The sequence below is a fragment of the Balneolaceae bacterium genome (assembly GCA_034521495.1).
GTDB lineage: Bacteria > Bacteroidota > Rhodothermia > Balneolales > Balneolaceae > Rhodohalobacter.
This window is the reverse complement of the sequence record JAXHMK010000010.1, coordinates 801,745-827,819: the sequence shown is the minus strand read 5'-3', so window position 1 is coordinate 827,819 and position 26,075 is coordinate 801,745. Positions and strand designations below refer to the sequence as shown.

Genomic DNA, 26,075 nt, shown 5'->3' with positions numbered 1-26,075 from the left:
CGAACAGATGAAAGATCGTGAATTAGTACATCTGTTCAGGGAAAATGATGATCAACTGGCATTTAAAGAGTTGATGAATCGCCATCAGGCAAAAGTGTATTCCTACATTTTTAGCATGATAAAAAATCGTGAAACGGCGAATGATATTTTCCAGGAAACGTTCACAAAGGTCATCACAAAAATGGATGATACGTACAATGAACAAGGAAAATGGATCGCCTGGGTTATGAGAATTGCTCATAATGCAACAATTGATCATATCAGAAAACAAAAACGATTTGTAGACGTTACATCCTCGTATGATAAAGAGTCGAAAACTGATTTTTACGACAGATTGCCAGATGAGGATTCTATGGCTCAGGATGAAAAACTTGAGCTGGATGAGTCAACGTCAAGTTTGATGAAGCATATATCGAATTTGCCCGAAGAACAACGAACGGTAGTGATGTTGCGACATTACTACGAAATGCCTTTTAAAGAGATAGCTGATTTGACAGATGTCTCAATTAATACGGCACTGGGCAGAATGAGATATGCTCTGATCAATCTTCGTAAAATGTTCGACGAGGAACATGAGAAGGAATCAAATAGTGTATGAGTACCAGGGAAAATCGAAGCATAGCTTACATATACAATGAAATGGACCCCTCCGAGAAACTCGAATTCGAGAGGGATCTTAAAAATGACAGTGATCTTTTGATCGAGGTTGAGTCATTAAAAAAAATTTCTAAAAATCTTGATCAACTTGAGCCCATTTGTCCGCCCGCTCATGTTGTAGATGCTGTCTATAAATCCGCAAAAAACAATTCTCAAAGTTCTAATAGTGCGTACTGGAGGCCAATTTTTTATTCAGCGGCAGCTATTCTATTAGTTGGCATTACATCGGGAATATTTTTAATTGATGATTCGCAAGACAACAAAAAAAGCAGTCATCAACAAGCTGAATCGGCCTCTGTCACGGCTGGTGGTACACAACTCCTTTCGCAACCTGCAACTACATCTTCACCCTCTTCGCATAGAACACAACCCTGGGTAGATAATAATGAAATACTTTATTTTCAGGGACAGGCTGCTTCGGGAACTTCTTTGATGGCAGATTCCATCAGAAATGAAAGTTTTAAGAAGCTAACACCTGTAAATCCTGTCGGTGAACCCTCCGGACGACAACAACTTCAGTTGACAGGCAGCGGAAACTAAACTGATCTGTGTATTTTGCAAAAATTCTCTTAGTTACTATTTATCAGTTACTTGGGAATAAATAGAGATAAGTTTTCCACTTTAAAATGTGAATAACTTCTTTTGGTTAGCTATAAGGTGAGGCTTATATTAAAAATTGTCAGAATTAATTAACCCCTGAAAGCGAATGGGAAAAATCATATCAATTGCCAACCAAAAAGGCGGGGTTGGTAAAACAACTTCAGCAATCAATCTTGCTGCAAGCCTTGCTGTTATTGAGCATCCTACTCTGATTATAGATACCGATCCTCAAAGCAATACCACAAGCGGACTGGGTATTGAGTCTAAAAATGTATCAAATTCGGTATACGAAGTGATGGTAGGCGGTATAGACGTAGAGGATGCTATTCGCGAAACAGAATTACCCTATCTGGATCTTGTACCATCTCACATTAATCTTGTGGGTGCTGAAATTGAGATGGTTGACAGAAATGAAAGAGAGCGAATACTGCTGAAGGCAGTTGAAGGTATTCGGGACAAATATGACTTCATTATTTTTGATTGTCCACCCTCTCTGGGATTATTAACAATAAATGCACTTACCGCATCGAACTCTGTGATGATTCCCGTTCAGTGTGAGTATTTTGCTTTAGAGGGTTTAGGACAGCTATTAAACACTATTAAGATAGTCCGGCAACATCTGAATCGGGAGCTTGAAATTGAAGGCGTATTACTCACGATGTACGATACACGGACTCGTCTCTCAAATCAGGTAGCGGAGGAAGTAAAACGATATTTTGATGACAGGGTATTTTCAACAATTATTGCTCGAAATATACGTCTTGCAGAAGCTCCCAGTTTTGGGAAACCGGCTATTTTATATGATGCTTCCAGTACAGGTGCTAAAAATTATCTCTCATTAGCCCGGGAAATTATCAACAACAATAAAAAGATGTTTAAATCGAGTCCCGCGCTGTCTAAATCGTAATGCGTTATGTCTAAAAAAGTGTTAGGTAGAGGTCTTGGAGCTTTTTTTCCTGAGTATAAAGAGGATTCAGATGATCAGGAAAAATCACAAAATACCAAGACCGCCGTACCTATAGAGCCCGCTGATCGTGTAAATATTGTTCTGGAAATTCCAGTAAACAATATCCGCCCCAATCCGCATCAACCCAGAAGCGATTTTAAAGAGGAAGCTCTTGAACAATTGGCAACATCCATCAAGAAACATGGATTAATTCAGCCTATAACTGTTCGCCATATAGGGGAGAAACGATTTGAGCTCATCAGTGGAGAACGCAGGTTACGAGCAACTAAACTTGCCGGACTGAAGAAGATTCCTGCATACATCCGTGAAGCAAATGATGAACAGATAATTGCTTTTGCTTTGATTGAAAATATACAGCGGGAAGAATTAAATCCTCTCGAAATTTCGATGGGTTATCAACGCTTAATTGACGAATGTGATTACACACAAAATGAAGTAGCTGAGAGGGTTGGGAAAAACCGTTCTACAGTTACCAATATGCTGCGACTCCTGCAACTTCCGGCATTTATTCAGGCCGCACTGCGGGATGAATCCATTTCAACCGGTCATGCCCGGTCATTGATCAATGTAAAAAATGAGGATGACCAGAAGAAGCTTCTGAAAGAAATTCAAAAGAAAGATTTGTCTGTTCGGCAAACGGAAGAGCTTGTAAAGTCTTACGATAAAAAGAAAGAACAGAAATCTTCAAAAAAACCTGCCCCAAAAAACAACCCGTTTTTAGATGATGTTTCAAAACGACTGCGAAAACAGCTAAGTACGAAAGTAAACATCAAACAAAAGGCAAAGGGAGGAGAGATCCGGATTGAGTACTACTCGGATGAAGATTTAGAACGATTGATTCAACTTTTCGATGAAATGGGTTAATCTTTTTCTTGTATTCTTTTTTATCACTTTCAATTCTTACGCTCAGCAATCGTTGCTGCAGCCGAATTACAGCCTGCTCGAAAACAGGCTGCATCAATATTCTACTCAGAATTTTTCGCAGGAAGACACAACACAATCCAGCGAATATCCAAATCCAACGTCAGTTTTGTACAAATCGCTGATTATTCCGGGATGGGGACAGGTCATAAACAATCAAATTTGGAAGGTACCCATTATCTATGGTGTATTTGCAGGGCTTGGAGTATACACATCTTATGTGAATGGACAGTATAAAGACTATCGTGCTGCCTATTACAACACAACCCAGGGGGAAGATAGTGATTTAAAATTCGGGCCGACTCCGGAACGTTTGGAAGGAGTAAATGCAAATCAACTTCAGTCAAACAGGAACAATTTGAGAAATCGGCGTGATTTGATGTTTGTCATTATAGGTCTTGCTTACGGATTAAATGCGATTGACGCTTATATTTTTGCTCATATGCGAAATTTTGATGTTTCGGATGATCTAAGTGCCAGAGCAACGGTTCAGCCAACAATTTTGGCTGAGAGAAGCCTGGGAATTCAGGTTAAATTTTCATTTTTAAAAAAATAGTATATGCAGAAGCCAAAAGTTTTTTCCAATAATATTGATGCAGATCAGTTTGAATCGGAAAGCAGCCGAAGTTTATGGAGTATTTTTAAAATTATGGGTGAATTTGTAGACGGATATGAGACTCTAATGCGAGTGGGCCCCTGTATTTCAATATTTGGATCTGCACGTGTAAAACCGGGCTCAGAATATTACGAACTGGCCGTTAAAGCTGCTGAAGCTATTTCTGATAACGGGTTTGGAATAATCACTGGTGGCGGCCCCGGAGTTATGGAAGCGGCAAATAAAGGAGCTTTTAACAGCGACGGAAAATCTGTAGGACTTGGCATTGAATTGCCCAAAGAACAAGGCGTTAACCGGTATGTATCTCCCAATTATGTAATTAATTTCAAATATTTTTTTGTTCGAAAAGTGATGTTTGTAAAATATGCTCAGGGATTTATAGTTTTACCGGGTGGTTTTGGAACACTTGATGAGCTATTTGAAACAATTACGTTAATACAAACTGAGAAGATCATGAAAATCCCTATCGTTCTCATAGGTAAAGAGTATTGGCAGGGATTGGTTGAATGGATTCAGGAAAAGTTGATCGAAAATGGTTATATCCATGAAAATGATATGGATATTTTCTATTTAACGGATGATGTAGATGATGCAGTGCAACATATTTGTGATTTTTATGAGGATAAAGAGCCAGAACCAAACTTTTCATACTAAGAAACATTTTTGCCAAAGTGCTGTTTAAATATTTAGATTTTAAATAATGATTTTGTATAAATAATTTCATTATGTTTATCGCGTTTACTTGGAAGGAAACAAAACAAACTATATTTCACATGAAATCACTTAAAATTATACTTACACAATGCCTGGCAGCTGTTATTATGTTGGGTTTCGCAGAATTATCAATGGCTCAGGACGAAGCGAGGGGTGAGGCTATTCAGCTTTATAACCAAGCACAGGAAATGGCCGGGCAAAATCAATTAGACCAGGCAATTACTCTCTACAGAGATGCACTCAGTGTTGCTCGAGAAAATGAATTGACTGATATAGTGGATCTGATTGAAGAACGGCTTCCAAGAATTTATGGCACCCGGGCTTCACGAGCTTATCAGCAGTATCAAAGTGAACGCTCAATGGAAGCAATAAATACAGCGATTGAATATTTCCAGGAGTCGCAGGAAGTAGCTGAAGAGTTTGGAAACGACCAGGTTGCACAACAGGCAAGGGGCGCAGTACCACAACTTATATATGTGAGATCTGTACTCCATTTCAGACAAGAGAATTATGAGGAGGCATTAGCAGACCTGAACAGGGCTCTTGAATTAAATCCCAATTATGCTGTTGCACAGTATCAAAAAGCTATAGTTATGAAGAGAATGGAGCCCTCGGATGTAGAAGGCTGGCTGGCTCAATTTGACAGGGCAATTGAAATTGCACAGCAAACAAATAACACTCAAGCACTTAATAATGCTCGTGAAAATGCAGCAGAGGAGCTTGTTTTCCGCGCTGTAAATCTTTCGGAGGAAAGACAGTTTAGCAGAGCTATTGAACTCCTGAACAGAGCACGAAACTATAATGAATCATCGCATAACATCCCTTACAGATTAGCTGAAATTGCAAATAAACGGGCCAACTGGTCTGATGCAGAATCGCATGCCAGAGAATCACTGGAACTGCATAATGGCGGTGTAAGTGACAAAGCAAAAATATACTTTGAACTTGGCACAGCTTTGAAAGGACAAGGTAACTTCGAAGCGGCATGTTCTGCATTTGAAAACGCAAGATATGGTGATTTTACAGAACCAGCGAACCACGAACTTCAATTTGAGTTGAAGTGCGAAGGGCATTCAGCCAGCGGAAGATAGATTAATTTTCTTTATTTGAAAGCCGTCCCGATATGTGGGGCGGCTTTTTTTTTGCAAAATCATTTTTGCGTTGAGATGAACTTGACTATCTTTTTGACCAAGAATATTTAAAATAAATTCAATCAACTACATGTCTACAACCAATACAATCGATCAAGCCTGTGCAAATACTATTCGCGGATTAGCTATGGATGCTGTTCAAGAAGCTAATTCCGGCCATCCCGGCATGCCAATGGGAATGGCAGATGTTGCGTATGTACTTTGGACCAAATTTTTAAAGCATAATCCCAAAAATCCAAATTGGTTTGATCGTGATCGATTTATTCTTTCTGCCGGTCATGGTTCCATGCTTCTTTATTCGCTGTTGCATCTTACCGGCTACGATCTGCCTCTTGATGAACTTAAGAATTTCCGGCAGTTAGGCAGTAAGACACCTGGTCATCCTGAGTTTGGTTTAACACCCGGTGTAGAAACAACTACCGGCCCTTTAGGACAAGGATTGGGAACAGGTGTGGGAATGGCGATTGCAGAAGAGTTTTTGGCTGAAACCTTCAACAAAGATCAATTTAATTTGATCGACCATTACACGTATGCAATTGTGAGTGACGGAGATCTGATGGAGGGAATTTCTCATGAATCAGCATCTTTGGCCGGACACTTAAAGCTAAGCAAGCTTATCTATCTGTACGATTCAAATAAGATATCGATTGAAGGTTCTACTGATTTGGCATTTACCGACAATACCAAACAACGTTTTGAGGCCTACGGTTGGGATGTTCAGGTGATTGATGGTCACGATCACACTCAAATTGAGGAAGCAATCAAAAAAGCTAAAAAAACTGATACCCCTTCGCTCATTGAATGTAAAAGTAAAATTGGATTTGGGAGTCCGAATAAAGAGGGAACTGCCGATTCGCACGGAGCACCACTTGGGGAAGATGAAATTAAAATTACCAAAGAAAAGCTGGGTTTAAATCCAGATGAAAAATTCCAGGTTTCTGATGACGTATATGAGCATATGAGCAAAGCTGTGGAAGCTGGTGCGAAACTGGAAAATAAATGGAATGATAAGCTCTCGGCTTATGAGAAAGATTTTCCGGATGAGAGTGAATTATTTAAGAATTTTGTAAGTCGAAAGACGCCTGATAATTGGGATGAAATACTTCCTGAATTTGATGCTGATGAAAATGGAATGGCAAGCAGAAAAGCATCTGGTGTTGTTTTAAACAGCATTGGTAAACATATTTTGAACTTATTAGGTGGTTCTGCCGATCTTGCCGGCAGTACCAAAACTGAGATGGAACATGTATCATCTTTTAGTGCTGAAAACAGGATGGGACGAAACTTTCACTATGGAGTTCGCGAACATGGTATGGCTGCTGCGCTAAATGGTATGGCTCTTCACGGAGGTATAATACCTTATGGAGGTACATTTCTTGTATTTTCAGATTATAATAAACCATCGATACGAATTGCAGCTATTTCAGAAATACCGTCTATTTTTGTGTTTACCCATGATAGTATTGGATTGGGAGAGGACGGCCCTACACACCAGCCTATTGAACATCTCGGGGCGCTTCGGGCTACCCCGAATGTACATCTGCTCAGACCTGCTGATGCAAATGAAACCGCCATCAGTTGGAAATCTGCTATTGAAAGAGAAGATGGGCCTTCACTTTTGATATTGACTCGTCAATCACTGCCAACAATTGACAGAACTAAATATGAAGATGTATCCGGTGCTGAAAAAGGTGCATACATTCTCAAAAAAGAGAGTGCAGATTCTCCGGATTTAATTCTTATGTCTACAGGATCAGAAGTTCACCTTGCTCTGGAAGCGGCTGAAAAATTGGAAGAAGATGGTACAGCAGTGAGAGTTGTAAGTATGCCATGTATTGAAATTTTTAAAAAACAACCTCAGGAATACAGGAACAAAATTTTACCACCAGCTGTAGAAAACCGAATCTCTATTGAAGCAGCGACTACATTAGGTTGGCACCAATGGGTTGGCAGTAAGGGAATTGCAATGGGCTTAGACAGGTTTGGAACCTCTGCACCGTATGAAGAGGCTTATGAACACCTTGGCTTAACTGTTAATTCTATTATTGAAAACGCAGAGAAATTACTCAGCTAAATTTTTAGGCGGTTCATTCTTATGAATGGTCGTAAAAGTGATATCATCGATCGGTTTTTCATCCCCGATGAACAGATCAATAGAAGAGCGAATTTTTTGAGTAATCGTCTTGGCATGCAGTGATCCGTAGATTGATAAAATGCCGTCGAGGCGTTCCTCGCCATACTCTTCATTTTTATCATTTCGGGCCTCAACAAGTCCGTCTGTGTACAGAAGAAGGCTGTCTCCGGGCTCAAACAGAAACTTCTTTTCCTGAAGTTTTTTGCCAAGTGCATTCGTACTGGTCATACCGAGAGCAAAACCATCCGTATCCAGCCGAAAGGTGGCATCATGCTTTTTACTGAAAACAAGCGGTATATTGTGTCCGGCACGGGCAAAGTTAAAATGATTTTCGCCATGGGGAAAAAAAGCGGCGCAAGCTGTTACAAATGTCTTATCTCTTTTGTTTGATTTCACATAGTTATTGAGCTCCATAAACAACTCCTTAGGACTGGGCTCCATTTTTTTAATCAATAGATGAACCAGTGCCTGAATTCGAACCATGTACAAAGCTGCGCTCATTCCTTTACCAGAAACATCAGCTATTAAAATATATGTGCCTGTTTTTGATTCAATAATATCTACATAGTCTCCGCCAACTTCCTGAGCTGTAGCTGCAAAGGAATACATTTCAAGGTGATTGAATTTTACATTCGATGGAGGTAACAGACTGAGTTGAATTTCCCGGGCAAAATCGAGTTCTTTTTGAACGTCAGATTTTTCAAGAAGTTCAATCAGAAGAATTAATAGCATACCCGTAAAAGAAAGCGGCAGGAAAAGGGGGTGAATGAGAAAACCTGATAATCCCACAAAAGAAAAAACATAGTGAGCAACAAAACTTACAACTGAAATGCCAAATACAAGCCTTCGAACCGGATTAAGACGTTTGGTTAGGGAGGAGAGCAGGCTTAAAAATTTTTGCACTACAGGTATTCGTTCGGCTGGCAGACCGGGATTTTGCTCCTGCAGTGCATCGTGATATAACTGCTTTATTCGTTCTGAATCGGATTGAAACTCCTTACCGAGTTGCTTAGAGTTCATCCCCGTTACATATTCTTCGTAAAAAGCTTTAGTGCTATACGAAGACCTTGTTTCATTTTTTAAACCCATCTGCTATTGTAAAGTGTGATTTTACTATTCTGTTACGTTGGACATCACTAAAAGTTATCAAATAGCTGCCTGATACCCTACTGTTTTTGTCCGATTTTAGAAAGTGATCTATATTTTTTGAAGGTTAAATTCTTCACTTTTCCGATAAACCGTTCCCTTGATTACTGCAATTAATTCATCGTGTTGATTTGTGATATCCACATGTATAACACCGGTTTTAAATTTCATTGATAGTGCTTTGGCTTTTACCGTGAGAGCATCACCAGAGACAGCTTTTTTCGTGAACGAGATAGAATGATCAATAGCTACTGTCAGGCGTCCATACGAAGCAGATGCAAAAGCGATGGCGCTATCCGCCAGTGAGAAAATGATACCACCATGAGCAATTTTGTAACCGTTCAGCATTTTGTCAGTCAGAGTGCATTTTAAAGTGCATGCTCCTTCTTTAACATCAATCAGTTCAATGCCCAACCACTGGCTGAATGCATCATGTTGCAGCATGTGTTTTACAATCGTCTCAGCAGATGGTTTCGAGGAATCACTCATAAAACTGTTCTCCTTTCGCTGCTTTCCGTTTTAGCAAAGGATTGGGGCGATACCGATCTTCGCCATACATCTCCTGGAGAGCTTCTATCCTGTTTAAAATTACACCCAGGCCGATTTCATCCGCCCATTCAAGAAGTCCCTTAGGATAGTTTACGCCATTTTTCATCGCCAGATCAACCTCCTCGATCGATGCTACATTCATAAAAACGGCATCGGCGGCTTCATTGATCAGCATCGTTAAAATCCGATTGAAAACTTTTTGCCCAATTTTTTTATCCTTGTTTGGCTCGGGATTTTTTGACGGATCATCATAGTTATAGAAGCCGATACCTGTCTTCTTGCCATATCTGCCGGCTTCTACAAGGCGCTTTTGTGCAAATGAAGGTTTGAACCGGGGATCATAGTAAAACTCTTTAAAGATGGTCTCCGTTACTTCATAATTCACATCATTCCCCACGAGATCCATCAACTCAAACGGTCCCATTTTAAAACCGCCGATCTCTTTCATTGCCCAGTCGATGGTTGCAACATCCGCAATTCCTTCTTCATATATTCGGAGAGCTTCACCATAAAACGGACGAGCTACACGATTGACAATAAATCCGGGAGTATCTTTTGCGATAACAGTCACTTTTTTCCAATCGCTGATGAGTGATTGAACTTTCTCAGTAATCTCACCGGATGTTGATATTCCCGGGATGATCTCCACAAGATTCATAACCGGAGCAGGATTAAAAAAATGAACTCCAAGAAATCGTCCAGGTTTTTTGAGGGCAGAAGATATGGAAGCGATGGAGAGGGAGGAGGTGTTGGTTGCCAAAATACATGATCTTTTTACAATTCCCTCAAGCCTGGCAAACTGATCTTTTTTTGCCTGGAGATTTTCAATAATCGCTTCAAACACGATCTCACAGCTATCAAAATCATTCAGGTGATCGACAAAATGAATTCTGTTGAGTATACCATCCATCTCTTTTTGTGTCATCCGGTCTTTTGTCACCTGGCGGTTCAGAATTTTCAGAAGTCCCTGTTCTGATTTTTCGAGCTGATCTTTATACGCATCAAACAGGTAAACTTCATGACCATGCGTGGCTGCGATTTGGGCAATTCCGGACCCCATCGTTCCGGCTCCAACAACTCCTATATGTATGCGTTTTTTCACTTTCTTGATATTTTTGCTAAAAGTTTTACTATCAGAAAATAATCATTCATACGTCAAAACCAAGAGTTGTAAAACTGATTAAAAAACGATATCATTATGATATCATAAAAACTTATTATAGAATAAATATGGCAGATGTTCTAATCAGAAATATTGATAAAAATACTCTTAAGAGGCTAAAAGAGAGGGCGAGTAGCAATAACAGATCACTACAAGAAGAGCTTAAAGAGTTGGTCGAATTTCATGCAAAGCCCGATATTGAGGAGACCCGAAGCAGAGTGAATGAGATATTGGTCAAATATAAAGCTTCAGGCAAATCATTTCCCGACAGTGGGGAAGAACTTTCTGAGGACAGGGAGCGATGAGCATTCCTGTTATTGATGCGTGTGTGGCCATTAAATGGTTTCTGCCTGAAACGGGTTACGAAATGGCCGGGGAGATCTTTAAAAGCCATAACAAAATGATGGCTCCGGATCTTTTTTTCATTGAATTTGATGCGGTTGTCACCAAAAAAGTCCGCCAAAAACTGGTTGACAGAGAGGACGCGAATAAAATGTATCAGGAGATTAGAAACATTCCTTTTGAAATAATTCCATATTCTTTGATTTCGAACATCGCTTTTGATCTCTCTTCGGCTCTTTCCATTTCTTTATATGATGCATGTTATTTAGCGGTTGCAATAGAGTTTGATGAAAAAATATTTACTGCTGATAAACGATTTTTTAACGGAATGAAAAATACTCCCTTTGGGCATCATCTTGAATATGTCTGAAAGTCTTTTCTATTTTCCTTTAAAACTCGGTATGCGTTTCTCCAAAAAAGCTTGAACCCCTTCTTTATAATCATTGGATTTTCCAGCTTCACTCTGCAAATCTGCTTCCAGTGAAAGCTGTTGATCCAGGTCATTTTCAAAGGTTTGATTGATGGCATCCTTATATAATCCAAACGCTTTCGTAGGCATGGATGCCAGTTTTTGAGCGATAGATTTCACCTCATTTTCAAGTTGATCTGTCTCGACGGATTTATAAATTAATCCGATCTCAACAGCTTTATCGGCAGTGATCTTTTCATCCAGAAGATAAAGTGCATTGGTCCGTGCGATTCCAATGAGACGTGGAAGGAAGAATGTTCCGCCGCTGTCAGGAATGAGCCCAATTTTACTGAATGCCTGAACGAATACTGCTTCTTCGGATGCAACAACAATATCACATGCAAACGCTATATTAGCACCGGCACCAGCTGCTGTTCCCTGGACAGCACATATCACAGGCTTCGGCAGTTTACGAATCGCTCTGATGACAGGATTATAACTTGTTCGAACAGTATCGGATAGTTCATACTTATCCTCCTTTTCTTCCCGATTAACAACTTCAGGAAGATCCTGTCCGCCACAAAATGCCTTTCCATTCGCATTTAAAATTACACAACGAACTTCATCAGATTCTGCCTTTTTGAGTGCTTCCTGTAATTGCAGTGCCATCGGCTCGGTAAAGCTGTTAAACTTATCCGGCCGGTTAAGTGTGATAGTGAGAATTTGATTTGAAGTATCGGTAAGTATTAGAGACATGGATTTGTACGCCGGACAGCTTGTCCGGCAAATGTAGTTTTAATGGTGAAATGATTCGTGTATATAAGAAAACTCTTTGGAATACTAATTAAAACTGTGGTTTGAAAGTCAATAAAAACTATATCATCATTTTTAAGCTACGATGAGCAAGCTGCCCGTTGTACTTTTTAAATACACTTAAAATGCTCAAAAGGTTGTTCGCATTCGTTACAGTAATATTGTGCTTTGCAGGCTGTGGATCCAAACTCACTTTGAAGCTTCTGTTTCTGTTGATTCACAATAGGGGCATGGCACCACTTTTTGGGAGTTTTTTAATCCGATCAGGTAATCCTCAGAATCTGCATCTGTTTTATCAGGAGGAGCAATGCCATACTCTTTCAATTTTAGTTTAGCTTCGTCCGTCATCCAATCTGTTGTCCATGTTTCTTTATAATCGGTAAGGATTTTGAAAGATCCGATTCCTTTTTTCTTCAAGGTTTGATGAATCGCCATTTCAATCGCATTCATCGCAGGGCAACCGGAATAAGTAGGGGTGATTTTCACAGTTACCTGGTCCTCATCTATCTTAACGTCTCGCACAATTCCCATCTCCACTACATTAAGTACAGGAATTTCTGGATCGGTCACTTCTTCAAGCCAGGACCAGATTTTATCTTGTGATATGAGTTCTGTTTTTTGTTTCATGTTTCAGTAGATGGTAAATAGACTGAGATGGCGCAAGTGTCTCGCTTGTGTCCTTGGTTATCTTAAAATCTATAATTTCCATTATAAAGTAACGGGCAAGCTGCCCGTTGTACTTTCATTTCCACTCCGCATCCGGGTATGATCGTCTTAAAAACTGCATTTCTGCCAGTAATCTGCCCAGATACTCCGTATGCCGGCCCTGTCTCGCACCTGAAAACATATATTGGTCGTCATCAGGAACGTTGAGCGTTGCTTCTTTTAGTACTTCATTAACCAAACTTTTCCATTCATTCCTGAAAGCAGTAACATCCACAAATAAACGTTGTTCAATAGCTGCTTGATCGGCCTCATCCAGATCAAAAAGTTCACCGGTGTACATCCAGATTTCATCAAAAGCATTCTGAATTCGCTTGTGACTCTCTTCAGTTCCGTCTCCCAATCGTAACACCCATTCCCGGCTGTGGCGCAGATGGTATTTAATCTCTTTGAAATGTTTCTGAAGCATTCCATTGAGCTGCTCATCTTCGACAGTTTGAATTAGATCTTTGTAGAGATGGTAACTGTATGCACTGAAGAGAAAAAGCCGGGCAATGGTAAAGGCAAAATCACCTTTTGGCAGCTCCATCATTGCCACATTTTTAAAATCGATGTCATCGCGAAAATAGGCGTAATAATCCTCATCCTCTTTTCCTTCAATTTCTGCAGCGTAGCTGTAAAGTGCCGCGGCATGTCCAATCATATCTAATGCAACGTTGGCAAGTGCAAGATCTTCCTCCAACTCCGGTCCGTGTCCTGTCCATTCGGAAAGACGGTGGCCGTGGATCAGACGATCATCCGCCAGCCGAAGCATGACTTCGACGAGTATTTTGTTTTTAGTTTCGGGTTTGATATCGAGTGTACTCATTTTTTGACAGTCTTGTACTGAATTTTCCGTCTCACCTAATTAAAGGCACAAGCGAGACGCTTGCGCCAGTGATGTTTGTAGGCCGGACAGCTTGTCCGGCTCCACAATCCATGTTATACAATATTAATCTAGATTTTCATTGGGAGATAACGGGCAAGCTGCCCGTTGTACAAATACTATTTTCTCTTCTTCACTGCTCTCGGCGTACTGTAAAACTGTGGGTGCCGATACGGTTTATCATTCGCGGGATCAAAAAACGGTTCTTCATCTTCGGTGGTTGAAGCCGTGATCTGATCAGACGGAACCACCCAAATTGCGATTCCTTCACTTCGCCGGGCATAGGTATCCCGGGCATTTTGCATTGCCATTTCCGCATCGGCAGCATGAACACTTCCGGCGTGCTCAAACGGTTTCCCGTCTTTGGGTTGATAGAAAACTTCCCAAAGAGGCCATTCAGATTGATTGTTTGAATTCTTAGTCATTAATGAAAATTTGTTTCAGTTTTTAATTCCCCTCTTGGGAGGGGACAGATTGTGTAGCGTTTAGCGTAACAATCAGGGGTGGGTTCTTCGTGGCTTGAAGTGTAACCCTTATTTAAATAGATATTCAATTGAACCCACCCCGAGTTCATTCGCTGAACGCTCATTTCACTTTCCCCTCCCAAGAGGGGAGAAATACTATGACGCTTTTTCTTCTTTCAACTTCTGTTTTCTCGCATACTCCATTGCTGCCTCACGAACCCATTCACCTTTTTCGTAGGCTTTTCTTCGTGCTTTCATCCGTTCGCGGTTCATCGGGCCGTCACCTTTAATGACACTCCAGAATTCGTCCCACGGAATTTCACCAAAATTCCAGTGCCCGGTTTCTTCGTTGTATTTCAATTCAGAATCGGGAAGAGTTATGCCAATCGCCTTCGCTTCCATCACGGTTCTGTCGACAAAATCCTGGCGAAGTTCATCATTCGTCTTTGTCTTTACACCCCATTTGATCAGTTCTTCGCTATTTGGAGAATCTTCATCATGCGGGCCAAACATCATTAGTGTTGGCCACCACCAGCGATTGACGGCATCCTGTGCCATTTTTTGTTGTTCAGGAGTCCCATCAGCCATTTTTGCGAGCATCTCATACCCTTGTTTTTTATGAAAGCTTTCCTCTCTGCAAATTCGGATATTCGCCCGGGAGTAGGGTCCGTATGATGATTTAGCCAGCATGGTTTGATTCACAATTGCCGCACCATCCACCAGCCATCCTATCACACAAATATCAGCAAATGTGAGCGTGGGATAATTAAAAATACTCGAGTATTTTGCGCTTCCATACAGATAATCTTCGATCAAATCCTTTCTACGCACTCCTAATGTCTCAGTGGCACTGTAGAGATACATACCGTGTCCCGCTTCGTCTTGCACTTTTGCAAGAAGCACCATTTTTCGTTTGAGGGAAGGAGCACGTGTGATCCAGTTTCCTTCGGGCAGCATTCCAACAATTTCGGAGTGGGCGTGCTGGCTCATCATTCGAATTAACTGCTGACGATATCGGTCCGGCATCCAGTCTTTGGGCTCAATTTTTTCACCATTATCGATCCGTTCCTGGAAGGCTTCTCTTTTCTCTTCTTCAGTCATAAAAGCGCTTTTCTGTTTTAATAACACACTTTATTAACGGTAATATAGCTAAATCATTTCAAAGGAGAGAAAGGCTTTTTTGTATGGTTTGATCAAAAATAAAATCAATCAGCTGTCTTTAATCTAAAGTGGTTTAATTCCCTGCTTCTCTGGGTCGGAAAAGACAATTCCCCCTTTCCAAAAAGGGGACACTTAAAGAAAAAATTATAGTTAGCCTAAAATTATTTGGGACGTGTTGATACCTTGTGGGCTCTGCCCCGAGATAGTTCATTCTTTGAAAATAAATGTTGCAGCAAAACCAAATACGGCAAAATAATCAAGACTGATAATAGGGCCCCAGTATAGGAAATCGGGATAATTGGGATATAAAATCAACATTCCCGTCATGGATACCATTAATATTGTTGTAAATGTTAACGTGGCGGGTTTCCATCGTGAGGTCATACTTGGATAAGCAAACTTGATGGGAAGAAACTGCATTACGGCGAGTAAAAAAATCAGAACAGCATTTAAAGTATCGGGAAAATTAAAGATGAATATCAGGTAAAAAGCTGCCATGTTCCACATAACCGGAAATCCTTTGAAGTAAAAATCATCCGTAATCATCCCCGTTTTTCCGTAATAGATTGCAGATGTAAAAACAATTAATAATGCCATGGAAAGGCCAACCCACTCTTGCATTAGTGCAGCCTGGTAAATCATAAATGCGGGTATAACGGCATATCCGCAAAAGTCGATCACAAAATCGATGCTCTTACCACTTACTTTTGGTAACACCTTCTGTACGTTGTATCTGCGAGCCAGTGTGCCATCCACGCCATCGATCAGCTGAGCGGCGATTAACCATAGCATTGCGGTCCGAAAGTCATTTTCGGCGGTTGAAATAAGGGCCATAAAAACAGCTATGATTCCGCTTGCGGTAAAAAGATGTACCGTCCATGCCTTCAGACGTTTGAGCATTTTTCTTTTGTAATTGATATTGCCGTTAGAACTGTCAGCATATATAACTATTTTTTGCTGAAGTATGAATAATGAAAATATAAAAAATGGTATCCAGGCGGCAATGCGTCCTGCCTTATGGCTGATCGGGCTTCTTGCTGCTGTCTGGTTTAGGAATACATCTCTTTACGGATAACCCTCTGAGCTGGCCGGCTTACATCTCTATGATGGTATTTTACTCCCTGATTTTCGGGATTGGAGCGTACGCCGCACAACTACAGAAAGGGGGCGGCAGTGATAGCTTTCTTCTTGCCGGCCGTAAACTCCCATTGTTCCTGGCTATTTTTACGATGAGTGCAACGTGGGTGGGCGGAGGTTACATCAACGGAACGGCAGAGTACACATACAGTTCCGGATTGGTATGGGTTCAGGCTCCCTGGGGTTATGCCTTGAGCCTGATTATTGGCGGTCTTTTTTTTGCGCGAAAGATGCGTCGCAGAGGATATCGAACCATGTTAGATCCTTTGGAGGAGAAGTTTGGAAAACGAGTTTCAGCTCTGTTTTTCTTACCTGCTCTGTCGGGTGAGTTGTTCTGGACGGCTGCTATTTTAACCGCATTGGGAACCACATTTGGAGCAATTGCAGGTCTGGATACTACAACTGCCATTATACTATCCGCTTTAATCACCATTGCTTATACAGCGTTGGGTGGACTTTGGGCAGTTGCCCTCACAGATTTTATACAGCTTATTCTTCTGTTTGTGGGGCTCACTCTTACAATTCCGTTTGCACTCGATGCAGTAGGAGGCTGGCCTGCGGCATGGGATCAGTATCAACAGCAGTTTGGTGCTGCCGCCAGTTTTTTGCCAAGTAAAGAAGCCCTTGGTAATTATTACTGGAACTGGTGGGATTACGCCCTGTTGCTTAGTCTTGGCGGTATTCCATGGCAGGTTTATTTCCAGCGGGTACTCGCCTCCCGGGATGCAAAAACAGCCGTTCGTCTGTCAGTTATAGCGGGATTTGTCTGTCTTGCCGCCGCGGTTCCTGCAGTTATGATTGGTATTATCGGGCAGGTGGCTGACTGGAGTTCAATTGGCGCACCTGCACCGCCGGATGCAGCTTCAATTTTACCGTGGGTAGTCCGCTATCTGACCCCGGCCTGGGCGGGAATTATTGGATTGGGAGCCGTTGCAGCTGCTGTGATGTCATCGGCTGACTCCTCTATTCTTTCTGCATCCTCCATGTCGGGATGGAACGTATATCGCCCGCTTTTCAAACCAAAAATTGATACGAAATCCCTCCGAAAACTCGTTCAGCGAATGATCTGGATCATTGGGATTGCCGCGATGCTTATTGCCCTCAACATTCAAAGTGTGTATGAGTTGTGGTTTCTGTGCAGCGATTTTGTGTACTGCCTGCTGTTTCCCGCGCTGGTCTGTTCTTTATTTGATCCCAAAGCAAACTCGGCAGGCGCTGTAGCCGGTTTTATCGTTGCTGCGTTTTTGAGATTTGGTGGGGGAGACCCTACGCTCGGTATTCCAATTATGCTGCCTTATCCTATGATTGAAGATGGAGTGAATCTGTTTCCATTCAGAACTCTTGCGATGGTTTCAGGCTTGATCACAATTATGGGGGTCTCCAGGATTCGCAACCTGTTTCGATAATCCTTATTTCATGCCATAGTTGAGTCTTTCCCTTCAAGTATGGAAATCGCATCAGATTTATACGTTCGGCTGATCGGCAATTCTAAATCACCTATCTCTACTGAGGTTGAATTGAAATTACTGACATGTTCTTGGTTGACAATATACGACCGGTGAATCCGGATAAACGTTTCCGGCAGGGTTTTTTCAAACGAAGAGATCGTCTCCCGGGTTGTGAGTGTTTGATCAGATGTGTGAAGTTTTACATAGTCACTAAGACTTTCGAGATAGATAATATCATCCAGTTTTATTTGATGATTTTTTCGATCTGCCCGAATCGTTATGAACTCCGTTTTCAGCGCTTCTTTTTCTTCCATCAGTTGCTGAACTTTGAATTCGTTGTTTTTTACTCTCCTGAAAAGAAGGAAAAATGCTTTGATCAAAACAATCAGGTAAACGGCAAATCCTAAAACAAAAATATTTGTCATTATTGGGTTCAATTCCTCATACTGATAGTTGGCCAGAACGATGAAGGAAATTGTCACTACAACCATCTCCAGGTAAAGTGAGATGATAATTGTATAGATCGTGTAGATTGAAAATCTCAGGTAATTTCTATTCAATAAATAGTTCGGTACTAAATAGTAATTGAAAAAGTAGGAGGTAGCCATTGCCACAGGAAGAAGAAAAGTGACGAAGTAGAAACTATTGAGATAATCTCCATAGGTGTTTCCAAAGCCAATGACCAGAATGATCCCGGCCATAATCCAAAATAAGTATATGTTTACCTGCCTGCATTGTTTTTGATGAAAAATCCTGATTTTATCGCAGAATGCCATCTTTTATCGACGAATAACATCTTTAGACGGTGTTTCTACATTGCTGAAACCTGCCTTTTAAAGATACATTTCTTGTGAACACTTAATCACAAAACAGGATAAAATTATGTTTGATCTATTTTATATGGGCGGCCCGCTATTCATGGGAATACTAACTATCATTTTAATTGCTGTTATCGCAACTGCAGGATATATCTTTCTGCAACCCGGCAGAGATGATTCAAAATCACCATCCCCAACCCTGGTTCGGGAAATTGGGATATTTGCATTGGTTTTTGGTTTCTTTGGTCAGTTTATGGGCTTGTACCAGGCATTTACAGCAATAGAGCAGATGGGATCCGTTTCTCCGGCGTTGTTAGCCGGCGGACTCAAAGTTTCAACTATCACGACGCTTTACGGGATGATGATCTTTGTGATCGCCTGGCTTCTCTATTTTGGATTAAAAGCAATTGTTTCAAATAGATAACTTTTTATCTGTTTGGATTGGAACCGTGGGGATGGAAGATTCCTCGGCTTTTAATGAATGACCCTGTTTTTCCAGTTCTTCAATCCATCGGTTAGTATTTCATCTAACCTGATCTTCTGACCGTTCAAATAAGTGGGACCTGGAAAAGCTTTATCGATTTCACATCTCTAAATCATATTTACTTATGCAATTTTTTGAAATTTGTATCCTGGTTACTCTTTTTATTTTAGCATGTTCTCTATTCACAAAGCCAGGAAATCGGCCGAATAGTTTAATCTACTTACCGTTTCTGGTGCTGTTTTTTGTTTTCCTTCATGCCTTGTTTGAAGGGTTTCGGTGGCAAATAATCCCGGCTTATTTACTTTCGGTGTTTTTTCTTTTGCAGTCAATTCGGCTGTTGAAACGCCAGCACAATTTATCGGGATACACTGACCGAAAATGGCTTCGAATTGTTGGTGGTTTATGTTCAATTCTTCTATTGATTGTATCCACCGTTTTAGGATCCATTCTGCCGGTGTTTGATCTGCCGGAACCAACGGGAACCTACAAAGTCGGAACAACAACGTTCATGCTTGAAGATTCCGACAGGCATGAGGTCATCACAGAAAATCCTGACGACCATCGAAAATTAATGGTTCGTGCCTGGTATCCCTCTGATGATTTGAATTCAAATGTAAATCAAATGAATTACATGCACCCGTTTGAAGCGGAGTATTTTGCAAAGAAATATGGGTTACCTGCATTTACGCTGAATCATTTGAGGCATATAGAAACGTTTGCTTATCAGGATCTGCTCATCTCTGATCAGGAATCCACATTTCCAGCTCTTCTTTTCTCCCACGGGTACAATGTTCCTCCTGCAACGTATGCAGCATTTTTGACGGAAATAGCAAGCCACGGATACATCATATTTGCGGTGAATCATCCCTATCAATCAATAGCAACGGTTTTTTCGGATGGGGGAAAAGTCTCTTTTGATTACCAATATGAATCCAAAATTTTTGAGAATGTCTGGGAGCAGATTGTTGAACTCGAAGATCAATTTTGGGCTGCTGATAGTGATTCAGCAAAACGAGATATTATTCGCGAAATATCCGATATCTATCCCAATGCAGAGATGATGCGGCAGTGGGCTGAGGATCTCTCTTTTGTGATTGATGAATTGGAAAGAATGAACTCACAGACCAATAACCGGTTTTTTAACAAATTGAATCTTGATAAGATCGGAGCGTTTGGTCACTCAGCAGGAGGAGCAACAGCCGGTCAATTGATGCTAACCGATCCCAGGGTGAAAGCCGGGATTAATTGGGATGGAGCTCAATGGGCAGATATGATCGATTCAACACTCAATAAACCCTTTTTAAGAATTGAAGCTGTTCGGGATTCTGCAACGTTTGCTCCGAATGATCTAATCTATCACAATGGAAGTGAAACAGCTATGTACGATTTAAAAGTAAATGGTTTTGGTCACAGTAATTTCAGTGATATTCCCTTTTTGATACCGATTCAGTCAATAAACGAAGCCGGAGAAGCAGATCCGTATAATGCCACGGAATTGATCAACGATTATTCAGTCGCATTCTTTAATAAATATTTACGCGGAGATCGAAATATCGATTTGAGAGATCTGGGTAAAGAGTATCCTGAGATAACATTGGAAGTGGATGAGAAGAGGGACTAAGCCATTCCCAGGATTTTTATTAAGCAATCCTCCGTTTTACACAGAAGTTCCTAATTTTTTTACTGTTTAATGTTGATGTAATAACCAAGTCAAATACAACTGATAGTAAACATCAATTGGTGCATTGGTGGAAATTATTCATATAATCATCATGATATTGACATAATTTGCAAACCTACAATTAACCACAAAACAGTCGCCTAATGGATAGTGAAAAAAAACAGAATGCATCAAGTATGGAAACAAATGAAAGTGAAAGCGGATGTCCGTTTCATAATGGCAATGGGTCTCAAAGAGAGGTTGCCGGCGGCGGAACCTCAATTCGTGACTGGTGGCCGAACAAACTAAATCTCGATATACTACGTCAGCACTCATCTCTGTCAGATCCAATGGGAGAGGATTTTGATTACACAGAGGAATTTAAAGAACTGGATCTGAAAGCGGTAAAGCAGGATCTGCATGATTTGATGACAGACTCCAAGGAGTGGTGGCCTGCAGATTGGGGACATTATGGTCCGCTTTTTATTCGAATGGCCTGGCACAGTGCGGGTACCTACCGTGTGGCTGATGGACGTGGCGGAGCCGGAACAGGGAACCAGCGCTTCGCACCCGTAAATAGCTGGCCCGATAATGTAAGCCTTGATAAAGCACGCCGTTTACTTTGGCCCATTAAGCAAAAATATGGAAAGAAACTGTCCTGGGCTGATCTAATGATTCTTACCGGTAATGTTGCCCTGGAATCTATGGGATTTGAGACGTTTGGTTTTGGCGGCGGACGAAAAGATGCCTGGGAACCCGAGAAGGATATTAACTGGGGCCCCGAGCATGAGTGGCTGGGAAGTGAACGCCACGACGAAGATGGAAATCTTGAAGGGCGGCTCGCAGCAGATCATATGGGATTGATTTATGTGAACCCCGAAGGACCCAACGGTGAGCCGAATCCGGAGAAATCAGCTCAATTTATTCGTCAATCGTTCAAACGTATGGCGATGAATGATGAGGAGACCGTTGCATTGATAGCGGGCGGACACACATTTGGGAAAGTGCACGGTGCCGCACCCGAAGAGCACAACGGTCCTGATCCTGAAGCTGCACCTATTGAACAACAGGGACTTGGCTGGAAAAACGATTATGGAACGGGTAAAGGACCCGACACCATTACCAGTGGATTGGAAGGTGCATGGACGAATAAACCACTTGAGTGGGATATGGGCTTTTTTGAAAACCTGTTTGAATACGAATGGGAATTGACCAAGAGTCCTGCCGGGAAGTATCAATGGACACCGAAAGACGGGGCTGGAGACGGCACTGTACCAGATGCCCACGATCCGGATAAGAAAAATGCTCCCATGATGCTTACAACGGATGTTGCTCTGAAAGCAGATCCTGAGTACAGGAAAATCTCAAAGCGATTTTATGAGAACCCGGATGAATTTGCAGATGTATTCGCACGCGCCTGGTTCAAGCTTGTTCACCGCGATATGGGGCCAAAGTCATTGTATCTCGGGCCTGAAGTTCCTGAGGAAGACCTGATCTGGCAAGATCCCATTCCTGAGGTGGACCATGAGCTGATCAATGATAAAGATGTTGATGAATTGAAAGGGAAAATTCTTGATTCAGGCCTTTCAGTTTCAGAACTGGTTTCTGCAGCGTGGGCATCTGCCTCCACCTTCCGTAGTTCAGATAAGCGTGGCGGTGCCAACGGAGCTCGTGTTCGTTTAGCTCCTCAGAAAGACTGGGAAGTAAACAACCCTGAGCAACTGGCGAACGTGCTTGAGACGCTTGAAGGAATCCAGGAAGAGTTCAACAAATGCTCAATCCGGCAATAAGAAAGTATCACTCGCCGATCTGATTGTTCTTGGCGGATCTGCTGCCATTGAAAAAGCGGCGGAGAAGGCGGGACATGATATTACCGTTCCTTTTACTCCGGGACGAACCGATGCCACCGATGAACAAACGGATGTGGAGTCTTTTGAATGGATGCGGCCGGAAGCAGATGGGTTCCGAAACTACTACAAACCCAGCCCGCGGCGAAATGCCACACCGGAAGAGATGCTGGTGGACAGGGCACAATTGATGACACTGACAGCTCCGGAAATGACAGTGCTCCTGGGAGGAATGCGTGTGCTGGATACCAATTACGATGGCTCCGATCACGGCGTCTTTACAGACAATCCCGGTGCACTGAGCAACGATTTCTTCCTGAACCTGCTCGATCTCCGGTATGAGTGGAAACCCGTTTCGGATGATAAGCTGGAATTTGAAGTTCGCGACCGCGACACCGGTGAAGCAAAATGGACCGCAACCCGTGCAGACCTGATCTTTGGATCCAATTCTGAACTCCGCGCACTCGCTGAAGTGTATGGAAGTGCAGACTCTGAAGAGAAGTTCCTGAACGACTTCGTAAACGCCTGGACCAAGGTGATGGAGTTGGATCGGTTTGATCTGAAATAAATCCACAAGTACGTCACTTCGAGCGCAATGTAACGAAGTGGAATGAAGACGAGAAGTCACTAATGACTGGAACGAGTTCTCGACTACGTTCCGCAAAAGCAGCGGAACTACGCCTGTCTTGAGCTTGACGAAAGGCTCGAACTGACGTTCGGCATACTAAGAATTAGAAAAGGCAGCCTGGCAACGGGCTGCCTTTTTTTAAAGATGGATAAAGATGAGATTTTAACTTTCATCAGGAGCTTTCACCTTCTTACTTCGTTTGCGGAAGTACTCCAATATTTCACTTGCAGATTTTCCTTCCGTTTCAGATGCAATTCTGTCTCGTTCTTTACGAACTGACTTTACACAGTCGAACTTTTTTTTAGTTGTTGTCGTCATAATCAAAAGCTTCTCTTGGATTTCTTATTTCTAACGTCTGAAAACCGTGTTTAAGATTTACCGAATTGTATCCGTGAATTCGTTCAATATTAACTATGTGTTTGAAATTCCAGCTCACAAGCAGATCAACTTTATAAATGGTTGCAATTGCAATATGAAAACAGTCTGCCCTACTGGCTTTCCCCACCACGTTCTCATGAATATATTGTTCAGACAACCAAATGGCTTCTTCAGATAATTCAATATGTTGAATATTCTTTTTTGGCAGTGAATTCACAAACTTCCGAACAAATTCAGGAGCTCCGGTCAACTCATCATCTACGACATCAGATTTTAGAATCTTTATATCGTCAGATATTACTTGGTCAAAAAATCTTTGAGTCCAGTACCCAAACTCCTCATCGAATTTACCACCAAAAACAGATGTATCAGTGTAAACAATTCTCATAATATGGATTATATCATAAAAGTCGTGAACTAGTAACTGGTACCCTATGATATCATTGTGCTAAGGCAATTTTGGCTGATTAAGTCGGATTGAATTAGATGTTCGAACTGAAATATTCAAGTTGGTTTTCCACTTGATAGCGATTTAATAAAAGCTCAGACTTTTCAATCTATTAGATCTCGTATTGACTTGATCCATCCCAAAGTATTGGGATTAGCAAGCCGGACAAAAAGTCTGTGAATCTTGGCGGAGGATCACACCGCGGGATAATCTCGCGAGACAATGGACTATGAAACCTTGGTAGGTTTACATTGATATGATTGATAAATTGTTGAACTCGAAGCGACATGAGATTCTTGAGGTCGATCGTCATTCGTTTACCGACGAATCAAGGCCGCTTATTCAGTAAACAGTTCATCAGCAAGCAGTGGTCACTCCTGACGAGTTTGTCTGATCACTTCGTGATTCTCGATTGTGATTCGATGCATATCTCCTTAACTTTACCAGACACAAACTCTGAACGGGCTTTACCGTCAAGAGGTTTATTCTTTCTGTTACACCATTTGATCAATTCGTCCAAATCAATCTCAATTTTATAGGCTTTCATACCAAGGTCGTGAAAATTTTTTAAGTGCCTGTTCTGCACTCTCTTGCCAATCTTCGGAACGTATCATCAAATAGCATGGCTGTCGTCGCTGATTCGTTTCGCTCGTTCCCACTGTTCAGGTGTCCACCAAAGAATTCCTGTTACTTGTTTATCACTCATCGTTTTTCATTTTAAGGTTAAGAGATACTGGATAATGCTTTTTGGAAACCGGCCTATAATTTATCATACTCCTCCGGTTCCACATCGGGTACTTCAGACATTATTTCTTCAAACTTTTTTCGGTTTCCTCTTTCTGCCCTTTCTCTCAGATAATCTACCGTTAATAGTGCAGACATCTTTTCCGAAACAGCCAGAGTGATCAACTGATTCATAGAAACCCCTTCCTTTTCAGCAAGCTCTTTTAATTTTTTGTGCAGTGAATCGGGTAATCTTACGCTTAAGGTACTCATGGTATTTCTTTGTTCGTAAACGTATTACAGTTTTAGATTGCACTTTAGGTTTCTATGTAGTGAGCTCACCATTCGGTCCAACCATTATAATATGTTCTTTACACAAAGAAGTTTTAATCATATCCGAAGATAAAAAATAATGAGATACTGCATAGTGATGGTATACTCACAGCACAACAATTATTTCTTTTGATTCGCTTTCATTGCCTCCTCCAGCTCAAAAGCAAGATCATCAATGATATCTTGATAGCCCCAGCCGATATCTTTACAGGCAGTTTGCAGATTTTTTATTCGATCTTCAAACTGATTAAAATAGGTGGGATGCTTGATAATGTGTTTGCAAAAACTTTTAAACATAGACTCCAATGATGAGTAAAAAGCTTCATACATATCTCCGAAATCATTTGTCAGATCTGTACCGGTTTCAACGTAGTAGAGTTTAAGTTCAGCAACCTGTCCCGGATATTCTTTGAGTACTTTGCTGTATTCGTTGACGGTTTTTCGGGCGCTCGATAAATCTACTTTTGGAATCACTGATTGGCCATAGAAATATCTATGAATTTTGGCCTTTGCTTCATTCACAATGGATTCGATATCAACGGAATCCGAACTCTGCAGATAAAGCTGTAAAAATTGCTTGTTTTTGGAGTTGAGCTTGCAAAGTTCAACGATCACTTCACGAAGTTCGTCAGGTTCAAGATCTTTAATAAGAGATTTTATGGATGGTGATCGTGGCATTGTTGAGTTTATCTAAATAGTAACGGATTGGCAATTTGGGCACCGAATAGTGATTCTGTAATGTCCGGCTCTTCCAATATTGTTAGACATAGAAAATGG

Annotated in this window: 29 protein-coding genes; 15 read left to right on the top strand and 14 right to left on the bottom strand. The window is 41.4% G+C overall.

The genetic code is table 11. The features are described 5' to 3' along the window. Positions 1 to 7 precede the first annotated feature (7 nt). The 8 genes from U5K72_12490 (at position 8) to tkt (ending at position 7,700) form a co-directional block, all read left to right on the top strand. Positions 8 to 598 carry a sigma-70 family RNA polymerase sigma factor gene (locus U5K72_12490; protein MDZ7719628.1) on the top strand — a complete coding sequence of 197 codons (591 nt, stop codon included), beginning with the start codon at positions 8 to 10 and terminating at the stop codon, positions 596 to 598. Then, positions 595 to 1,197 (top strand): hypothetical protein, encoded by a 603-nt coding sequence (locus U5K72_12485; protein MDZ7719627.1) that lies wholly within the window; start codon positions 595 to 597, stop codon positions 1,195 to 1,197. The genes U5K72_12490 and U5K72_12485 overlap by 4 nt, the downstream gene beginning before the upstream one ends. A 166-nt stretch (positions 1,198 to 1,363) precedes the next feature. Further along, entirely contained in the window at positions 1,364 to 2,164 is an 801-nt protein-coding gene (locus tag U5K72_12480; protein ID MDZ7719626.1) for an AAA family ATPase, read from the top strand. A gap of 6 nt (positions 2,165 to 2,170) precedes the next feature. Continuing rightward, the gene (locus U5K72_12475; GenBank protein MDZ7719625.1) at positions 2,171 to 3,088 is read left to right on the top strand and encodes a ParB/RepB/Spo0J family partition protein; all 918 of its coding nucleotides are present in this window, start codon (positions 2,171 to 2,173) and stop codon (positions 3,086 to 3,088) included. Then, on the top strand, positions 3,075 to 3,701 hold the full coding sequence (locus U5K72_12470) for a DUF5683 domain-containing protein (protein ID MDZ7719624.1): 627 nt from the start codon (positions 3,075 to 3,077) through the stop codon (positions 3,699 to 3,701). The genes U5K72_12475 and U5K72_12470 overlap by 14 nt, the downstream gene beginning before the upstream one ends. 3 nt (positions 3,702 to 3,704) lie before the next feature. Next, positions 3,705 to 4,415, top strand: coding sequence for a TIGR00730 family Rossman fold protein (locus U5K72_12465; GenBank protein MDZ7719623.1), 711 nt, complete (start codon positions 3,705 to 3,707; stop codon positions 4,413 to 4,415). 119 nt (positions 4,416 to 4,534) lie between these two features. Continuing rightward, positions 4,535 to 5,566 (top strand): tetratricopeptide repeat protein, encoded by a 1,032-nt coding sequence (locus tag U5K72_12460; GenBank protein MDZ7719622.1) that lies wholly within the window; start codon positions 4,535 to 4,537, stop codon positions 5,564 to 5,566. A gap of 130 nt (positions 5,567 to 5,696) precedes the next feature. Further along, a complete protein-coding gene (gene tkt / locus U5K72_12455; protein ID MDZ7719621.1) occupies positions 5,697 to 7,700 on the top strand; it encodes a transketolase in 2,004 nt (667 codons plus the stop codon). Here tkt and U5K72_12450 read toward each other — a convergent pair. The 3 genes from U5K72_12450 to U5K72_12440 all read right to left on the bottom strand — a co-directional run bounded on the left by U5K72_12450 (position 7,689) and on the right by U5K72_12440 (position 10,557). Beyond that, a complete protein-coding gene (locus tag U5K72_12450; GenBank protein MDZ7719620.1) occupies positions 7,689 to 8,780 on the bottom strand; it encodes a PP2C family protein-serine/threonine phosphatase in 1,092 nt (363 codons plus the stop codon). The genes tkt and U5K72_12450 overlap by 12 nt on opposite strands. A 177-nt stretch (positions 8,781 to 8,957) precedes the next feature. Next, complete coding sequence (locus tag U5K72_12445) at positions 8,958 to 9,395, bottom strand: hotdog fold thioesterase (protein MDZ7719619.1); 438 nt, start codon at positions 9,393 to 9,395, stop codon at positions 8,958 to 8,960. Then, positions 9,388 to 10,557 carry a 3-hydroxyacyl-CoA dehydrogenase NAD-binding domain-containing protein gene (locus U5K72_12440; protein MDZ7719618.1) on the bottom strand — a complete coding sequence of 390 codons (1,170 nt, stop codon included), beginning with the start codon at positions 10,555 to 10,557 and terminating at the stop codon, positions 9,388 to 9,390. The genes U5K72_12445 and U5K72_12440 overlap by 8 nt, the downstream gene beginning before the upstream one ends. 128 nt (positions 10,558 to 10,685) lie before the next feature. On the opposite strand from U5K72_12440, the gene U5K72_12435 reads away from it, so the two are divergent. Both U5K72_12435 and U5K72_12430 read left to right on the top strand, forming a co-directional pair. Beyond that, positions 10,686 to 10,922: a hypothetical protein gene (locus tag U5K72_12435; protein MDZ7719617.1), complete on the top strand. Its 237-nt coding sequence runs from the start codon at positions 10,686 to 10,688 to the stop codon at positions 10,920 to 10,922. Further along, positions 10,919 to 11,329, top strand: a complete 411-nt coding sequence (locus U5K72_12430) for a type II toxin-antitoxin system VapC family toxin (protein ID MDZ7719616.1) — start codon at positions 10,919 to 10,921, stop codon at positions 11,327 to 11,329. The genes U5K72_12435 and U5K72_12430 overlap by 4 nt, the downstream gene beginning before the upstream one ends. Positions 11,330 to 11,338: 9 nt before the next feature. Here the strand turns inward: U5K72_12430 and U5K72_12425 are convergent, their stop codons facing one another. The 6 genes from U5K72_12425 to U5K72_12400 form a co-directional block, all read right to left on the bottom strand. Continuing rightward, the gene (locus U5K72_12425; GenBank protein MDZ7719615.1) at positions 11,339 to 12,124 is read right to left on the bottom strand and encodes an enoyl-CoA hydratase-related protein; all 786 of its coding nucleotides are present in this window, start codon (positions 12,122 to 12,124) and stop codon (positions 11,339 to 11,341) included. A gap of 246 nt (positions 12,125 to 12,370) precedes the next feature. Then, positions 12,371 to 12,808, bottom strand: coding sequence for a 1,2-phenylacetyl-CoA epoxidase subunit PaaD (gene paaD, locus U5K72_12420; GenBank protein ID MDZ7719614.1), 438 nt, complete (start codon positions 12,806 to 12,808; stop codon positions 12,371 to 12,373). A 115-nt stretch (positions 12,809 to 12,923) separates the two neighbouring features. Next, positions 12,924 to 13,712, bottom strand: a complete 789-nt coding sequence (paaC, locus tag U5K72_12415) for a 1,2-phenylacetyl-CoA epoxidase subunit PaaC (protein MDZ7719613.1) — start codon at positions 13,710 to 13,712, stop codon at positions 12,924 to 12,926. A gap of 176 nt (positions 13,713 to 13,888) precedes the next feature. After that, positions 13,889 to 14,194 (bottom strand): 1,2-phenylacetyl-CoA epoxidase subunit PaaB, encoded by a 306-nt coding sequence (gene paaB, locus U5K72_12410; GenBank protein MDZ7719612.1) that lies wholly within the window; start codon positions 14,192 to 14,194, stop codon positions 13,889 to 13,891. Positions 14,195 to 14,389: 195 nt separating this feature from the next. After that, positions 14,390 to 15,334, bottom strand: coding sequence for a 1,2-phenylacetyl-CoA epoxidase subunit PaaA (paaA, locus tag U5K72_12405; GenBank protein MDZ7719611.1), 945 nt, complete (start codon positions 15,332 to 15,334; stop codon positions 14,390 to 14,392). A 267-nt stretch (positions 15,335 to 15,601) separates the two neighbouring features. After that, positions 15,602 to 16,294 carry a CDP-alcohol phosphatidyltransferase family protein gene (locus tag U5K72_12400; protein MDZ7719610.1) on the bottom strand — a complete coding sequence of 231 codons (693 nt, stop codon included), beginning with the start codon at positions 16,292 to 16,294 and terminating at the stop codon, positions 15,602 to 15,604. A 203-nt stretch (positions 16,295 to 16,497) separates the two neighbouring features. Here U5K72_12400 and U5K72_12395 point away from each other — a divergent pair, with 203 nt between their 5' ends. Further along, positions 16,498 to 17,937, top strand: coding sequence for a sodium:solute symporter family protein (locus U5K72_12395; GenBank protein MDZ7719609.1), 1,440 nt, complete (start codon positions 16,498 to 16,500; stop codon positions 17,935 to 17,937). 8 nt (positions 17,938 to 17,945) lie between these two features. Here the strand turns inward: U5K72_12395 and U5K72_12390 are convergent, their stop codons facing one another. Next, entirely contained in the window at positions 17,946 to 18,680 is a 735-nt protein-coding gene (locus tag U5K72_12390; protein MDZ7719608.1) for a LytTR family transcriptional regulator DNA-binding domain-containing protein, read from the bottom strand. A 181-nt stretch (positions 18,681 to 18,861) separates the two neighbouring features. Between U5K72_12390 and U5K72_12385 the strand changes: the two genes are divergently transcribed. The 4 genes from U5K72_12385 (at position 18,862) to U5K72_12370 (ending at position 23,356) form a co-directional block, all read left to right on the top strand. After that, on the top strand, positions 18,862 to 19,221 hold the full coding sequence (locus tag U5K72_12385; protein ID MDZ7719607.1) for a MotA/TolQ/ExbB proton channel family protein: 360 nt from the start codon (positions 18,862 to 18,864) through the stop codon (positions 19,219 to 19,221). Positions 19,222 to 19,618: 397 nt separating this feature from the next. Continuing rightward, positions 19,619 to 20,902: a hypothetical protein gene (locus U5K72_12380; protein ID MDZ7719606.1), complete on the top strand. Its 1,284-nt coding sequence runs from the start codon at positions 19,619 to 19,621 to the stop codon at positions 20,900 to 20,902. A gap of 203 nt (positions 20,903 to 21,105) precedes the next feature. After that, positions 21,106 to 22,731, top strand: coding sequence for a catalase/peroxidase HPI (gene katG, locus U5K72_12375; protein ID MDZ7719605.1), 1,626 nt, complete (start codon positions 21,106 to 21,108; stop codon positions 22,729 to 22,731). Further along, entirely contained in the window at positions 22,676 to 23,356 is a 681-nt protein-coding gene (locus tag U5K72_12370; GenBank protein MDZ7719604.1) for a peroxidase family protein, read from the top strand. Before katG ends, U5K72_12370 begins: the two co-directional genes overlap by 56 nt. A gap of 222 nt (positions 23,357 to 23,578) precedes the next feature. Here U5K72_12370 and U5K72_12365 read toward each other — a convergent pair whose 3' ends face one another. The 4 genes from U5K72_12365 to U5K72_12350 form a co-directional block, all read right to left on the bottom strand. Then, positions 23,579 to 23,734 carry a hypothetical protein gene (locus U5K72_12365; GenBank protein ID MDZ7719603.1) on the bottom strand — a complete coding sequence of 52 codons (156 nt, stop codon included), beginning with the start codon at positions 23,732 to 23,734 and terminating at the stop codon, positions 23,579 to 23,581. Beyond that, entirely contained in the window at positions 23,718 to 24,182 is a 465-nt protein-coding gene (locus tag U5K72_12360) for a hypothetical protein (protein ID MDZ7719602.1), read from the bottom strand. The genes U5K72_12365 and U5K72_12360 overlap by 17 nt, the downstream gene beginning before the upstream one ends. An 819-nt stretch (positions 24,183 to 25,001) precedes the next feature. Beyond that, positions 25,002 to 25,238: a toxin-antitoxin system HicB family antitoxin gene (locus tag U5K72_12355; GenBank protein ID MDZ7719601.1), complete on the bottom strand. Its 237-nt coding sequence runs from the start codon at positions 25,236 to 25,238 to the stop codon at positions 25,002 to 25,004. Between the two features lie 180 nt (positions 25,239 to 25,418). Next, positions 25,419 to 25,976: a DUF6155 family protein gene (locus U5K72_12350; GenBank protein MDZ7719600.1), complete on the bottom strand. Its 558-nt coding sequence runs from the start codon at positions 25,974 to 25,976 to the stop codon at positions 25,419 to 25,421. Positions 25,977 to 26,075 lie beyond the last annotated feature (99 nt).

Coding starts and splice junctions, on each gene's coding strand:
- U5K72_12355 (MDZ7719601.1), bottom strand. CDS start 25,238: ATGAGTACCTTAAGCGTAAGATTACCCGATTCACTGCACAAAAAATTA.
- U5K72_12490 (MDZ7719628.1), top strand. CDS start 8: ATGAAAGATCGTGAATTAGTACATCTGTTCAGGGAAAATGATGATCAA.
- U5K72_12425 (MDZ7719615.1), bottom strand. CDS start 12,124: ATGTCTCTAATACTTACCGATACTTCAAATCAAATTCTCACTATCACA.
- U5K72_12445 (MDZ7719619.1), bottom strand. CDS start 9,395: ATGAGTGATTCCTCGAAACCATCTGCTGAGACGATTGTAAAACACATG.
- U5K72_12435 (MDZ7719617.1), top strand. CDS start 10,686: ATGGCAGATGTTCTAATCAGAAATATTGATAAAAATACTCTTAAGAGG.
- U5K72_12395 (MDZ7719609.1), top strand. CDS start 16,498: ATGATGGTATTTTACTCCCTGATTTTCGGGATTGGAGCGTACGCCGCA.
- U5K72_12450 (MDZ7719620.1), bottom strand. CDS start 8,780: ATGAACTCTAAGCAACTCGGTAAGGAGTTTCAATCCGATTCAGAACGA.
- U5K72_12385 (MDZ7719607.1), top strand. CDS start 18,862: ATGTTTGATCTATTTTATATGGGCGGCCCGCTATTCATGGGAATACTA.
- tkt (MDZ7719621.1), top strand. CDS start 5,697: ATGTCTACAACCAATACAATCGATCAAGCCTGTGCAAATACTATTCGC.
- U5K72_12485 (MDZ7719627.1), top strand. CDS start 595: ATGAGTACCAGGGAAAATCGAAGCATAGCTTACATATACAATGAAATG.
- U5K72_12350 (MDZ7719600.1), bottom strand. CDS start 25,976: ATGCCACGATCACCATCCATAAAATCTCTTATTAAAGATCTTGAACCT.
- paaB (MDZ7719612.1), bottom strand. CDS start 14,194: ATGACTAAGAATTCAAACAATCAATCTGAATGGCCTCTTTGGGAAGTT.
- U5K72_12480 (MDZ7719626.1), top strand. CDS start 1,364: ATGGGAAAAATCATATCAATTGCCAACCAAAAAGGCGGGGTTGGTAAA.
- U5K72_12360 (MDZ7719602.1), bottom strand. CDS start 24,182: ATGAGAATTGTTTACACTGATACATCTGTTTTTGGTGGTAAATTCGAT.
- paaA (MDZ7719611.1), bottom strand. CDS start 15,334: ATGACTGAAGAAGAGAAAAGAGAAGCCTTCCAGGAACGGATCGATAAT.
- U5K72_12365 (MDZ7719603.1), bottom strand. CDS start 23,734: ATGACGACAACAACTAAAAAAAAGTTCGACTGTGTAAAGTCAGTTCGT.
- katG (MDZ7719605.1), top strand. CDS start 21,106: ATGGATAGTGAAAAAAAACAGAATGCATCAAGTATGGAAACAAATGAA.
- U5K72_12465 (MDZ7719623.1), top strand. CDS start 3,705: ATGCAGAAGCCAAAAGTTTTTTCCAATAATATTGATGCAGATCAGTTT.
- paaC (MDZ7719613.1), bottom strand. CDS start 13,712: ATGAGTACACTCGATATCAAACCCGAAACTAAAAACAAAATACTCGTC.
- U5K72_12475 (MDZ7719625.1), top strand. CDS start 2,171: ATGTCTAAAAAAGTGTTAGGTAGAGGTCTTGGAGCTTTTTTTCCTGAG.
- U5K72_12430 (MDZ7719616.1), top strand. CDS start 10,919: ATGAGCATTCCTGTTATTGATGCGTGTGTGGCCATTAAATGGTTTCTG.
- U5K72_12470 (MDZ7719624.1), top strand. CDS start 3,075: ATGAAATGGGTTAATCTTTTTCTTGTATTCTTTTTTATCACTTTCAAT.
- paaD (MDZ7719614.1), bottom strand. CDS start 12,808: ATGAAACAAAAAACAGAACTCATATCACAAGATAAAATCTGGTCCTGG.
- U5K72_12400 (MDZ7719610.1), bottom strand. CDS start 16,294: ATGCTCAAACGTCTGAAGGCATGGACGGTACATCTTTTTACCGCAAGC.
- U5K72_12390 (MDZ7719608.1), bottom strand. CDS start 18,680: ATGGCCGGGATCATTCTGGTCATTGGCTTTGGAAACACCTATGGAGAT.
- U5K72_12460 (MDZ7719622.1), top strand. CDS start 4,535: ATGAAATCACTTAAAATTATACTTACACAATGCCTGGCAGCTGTTATT.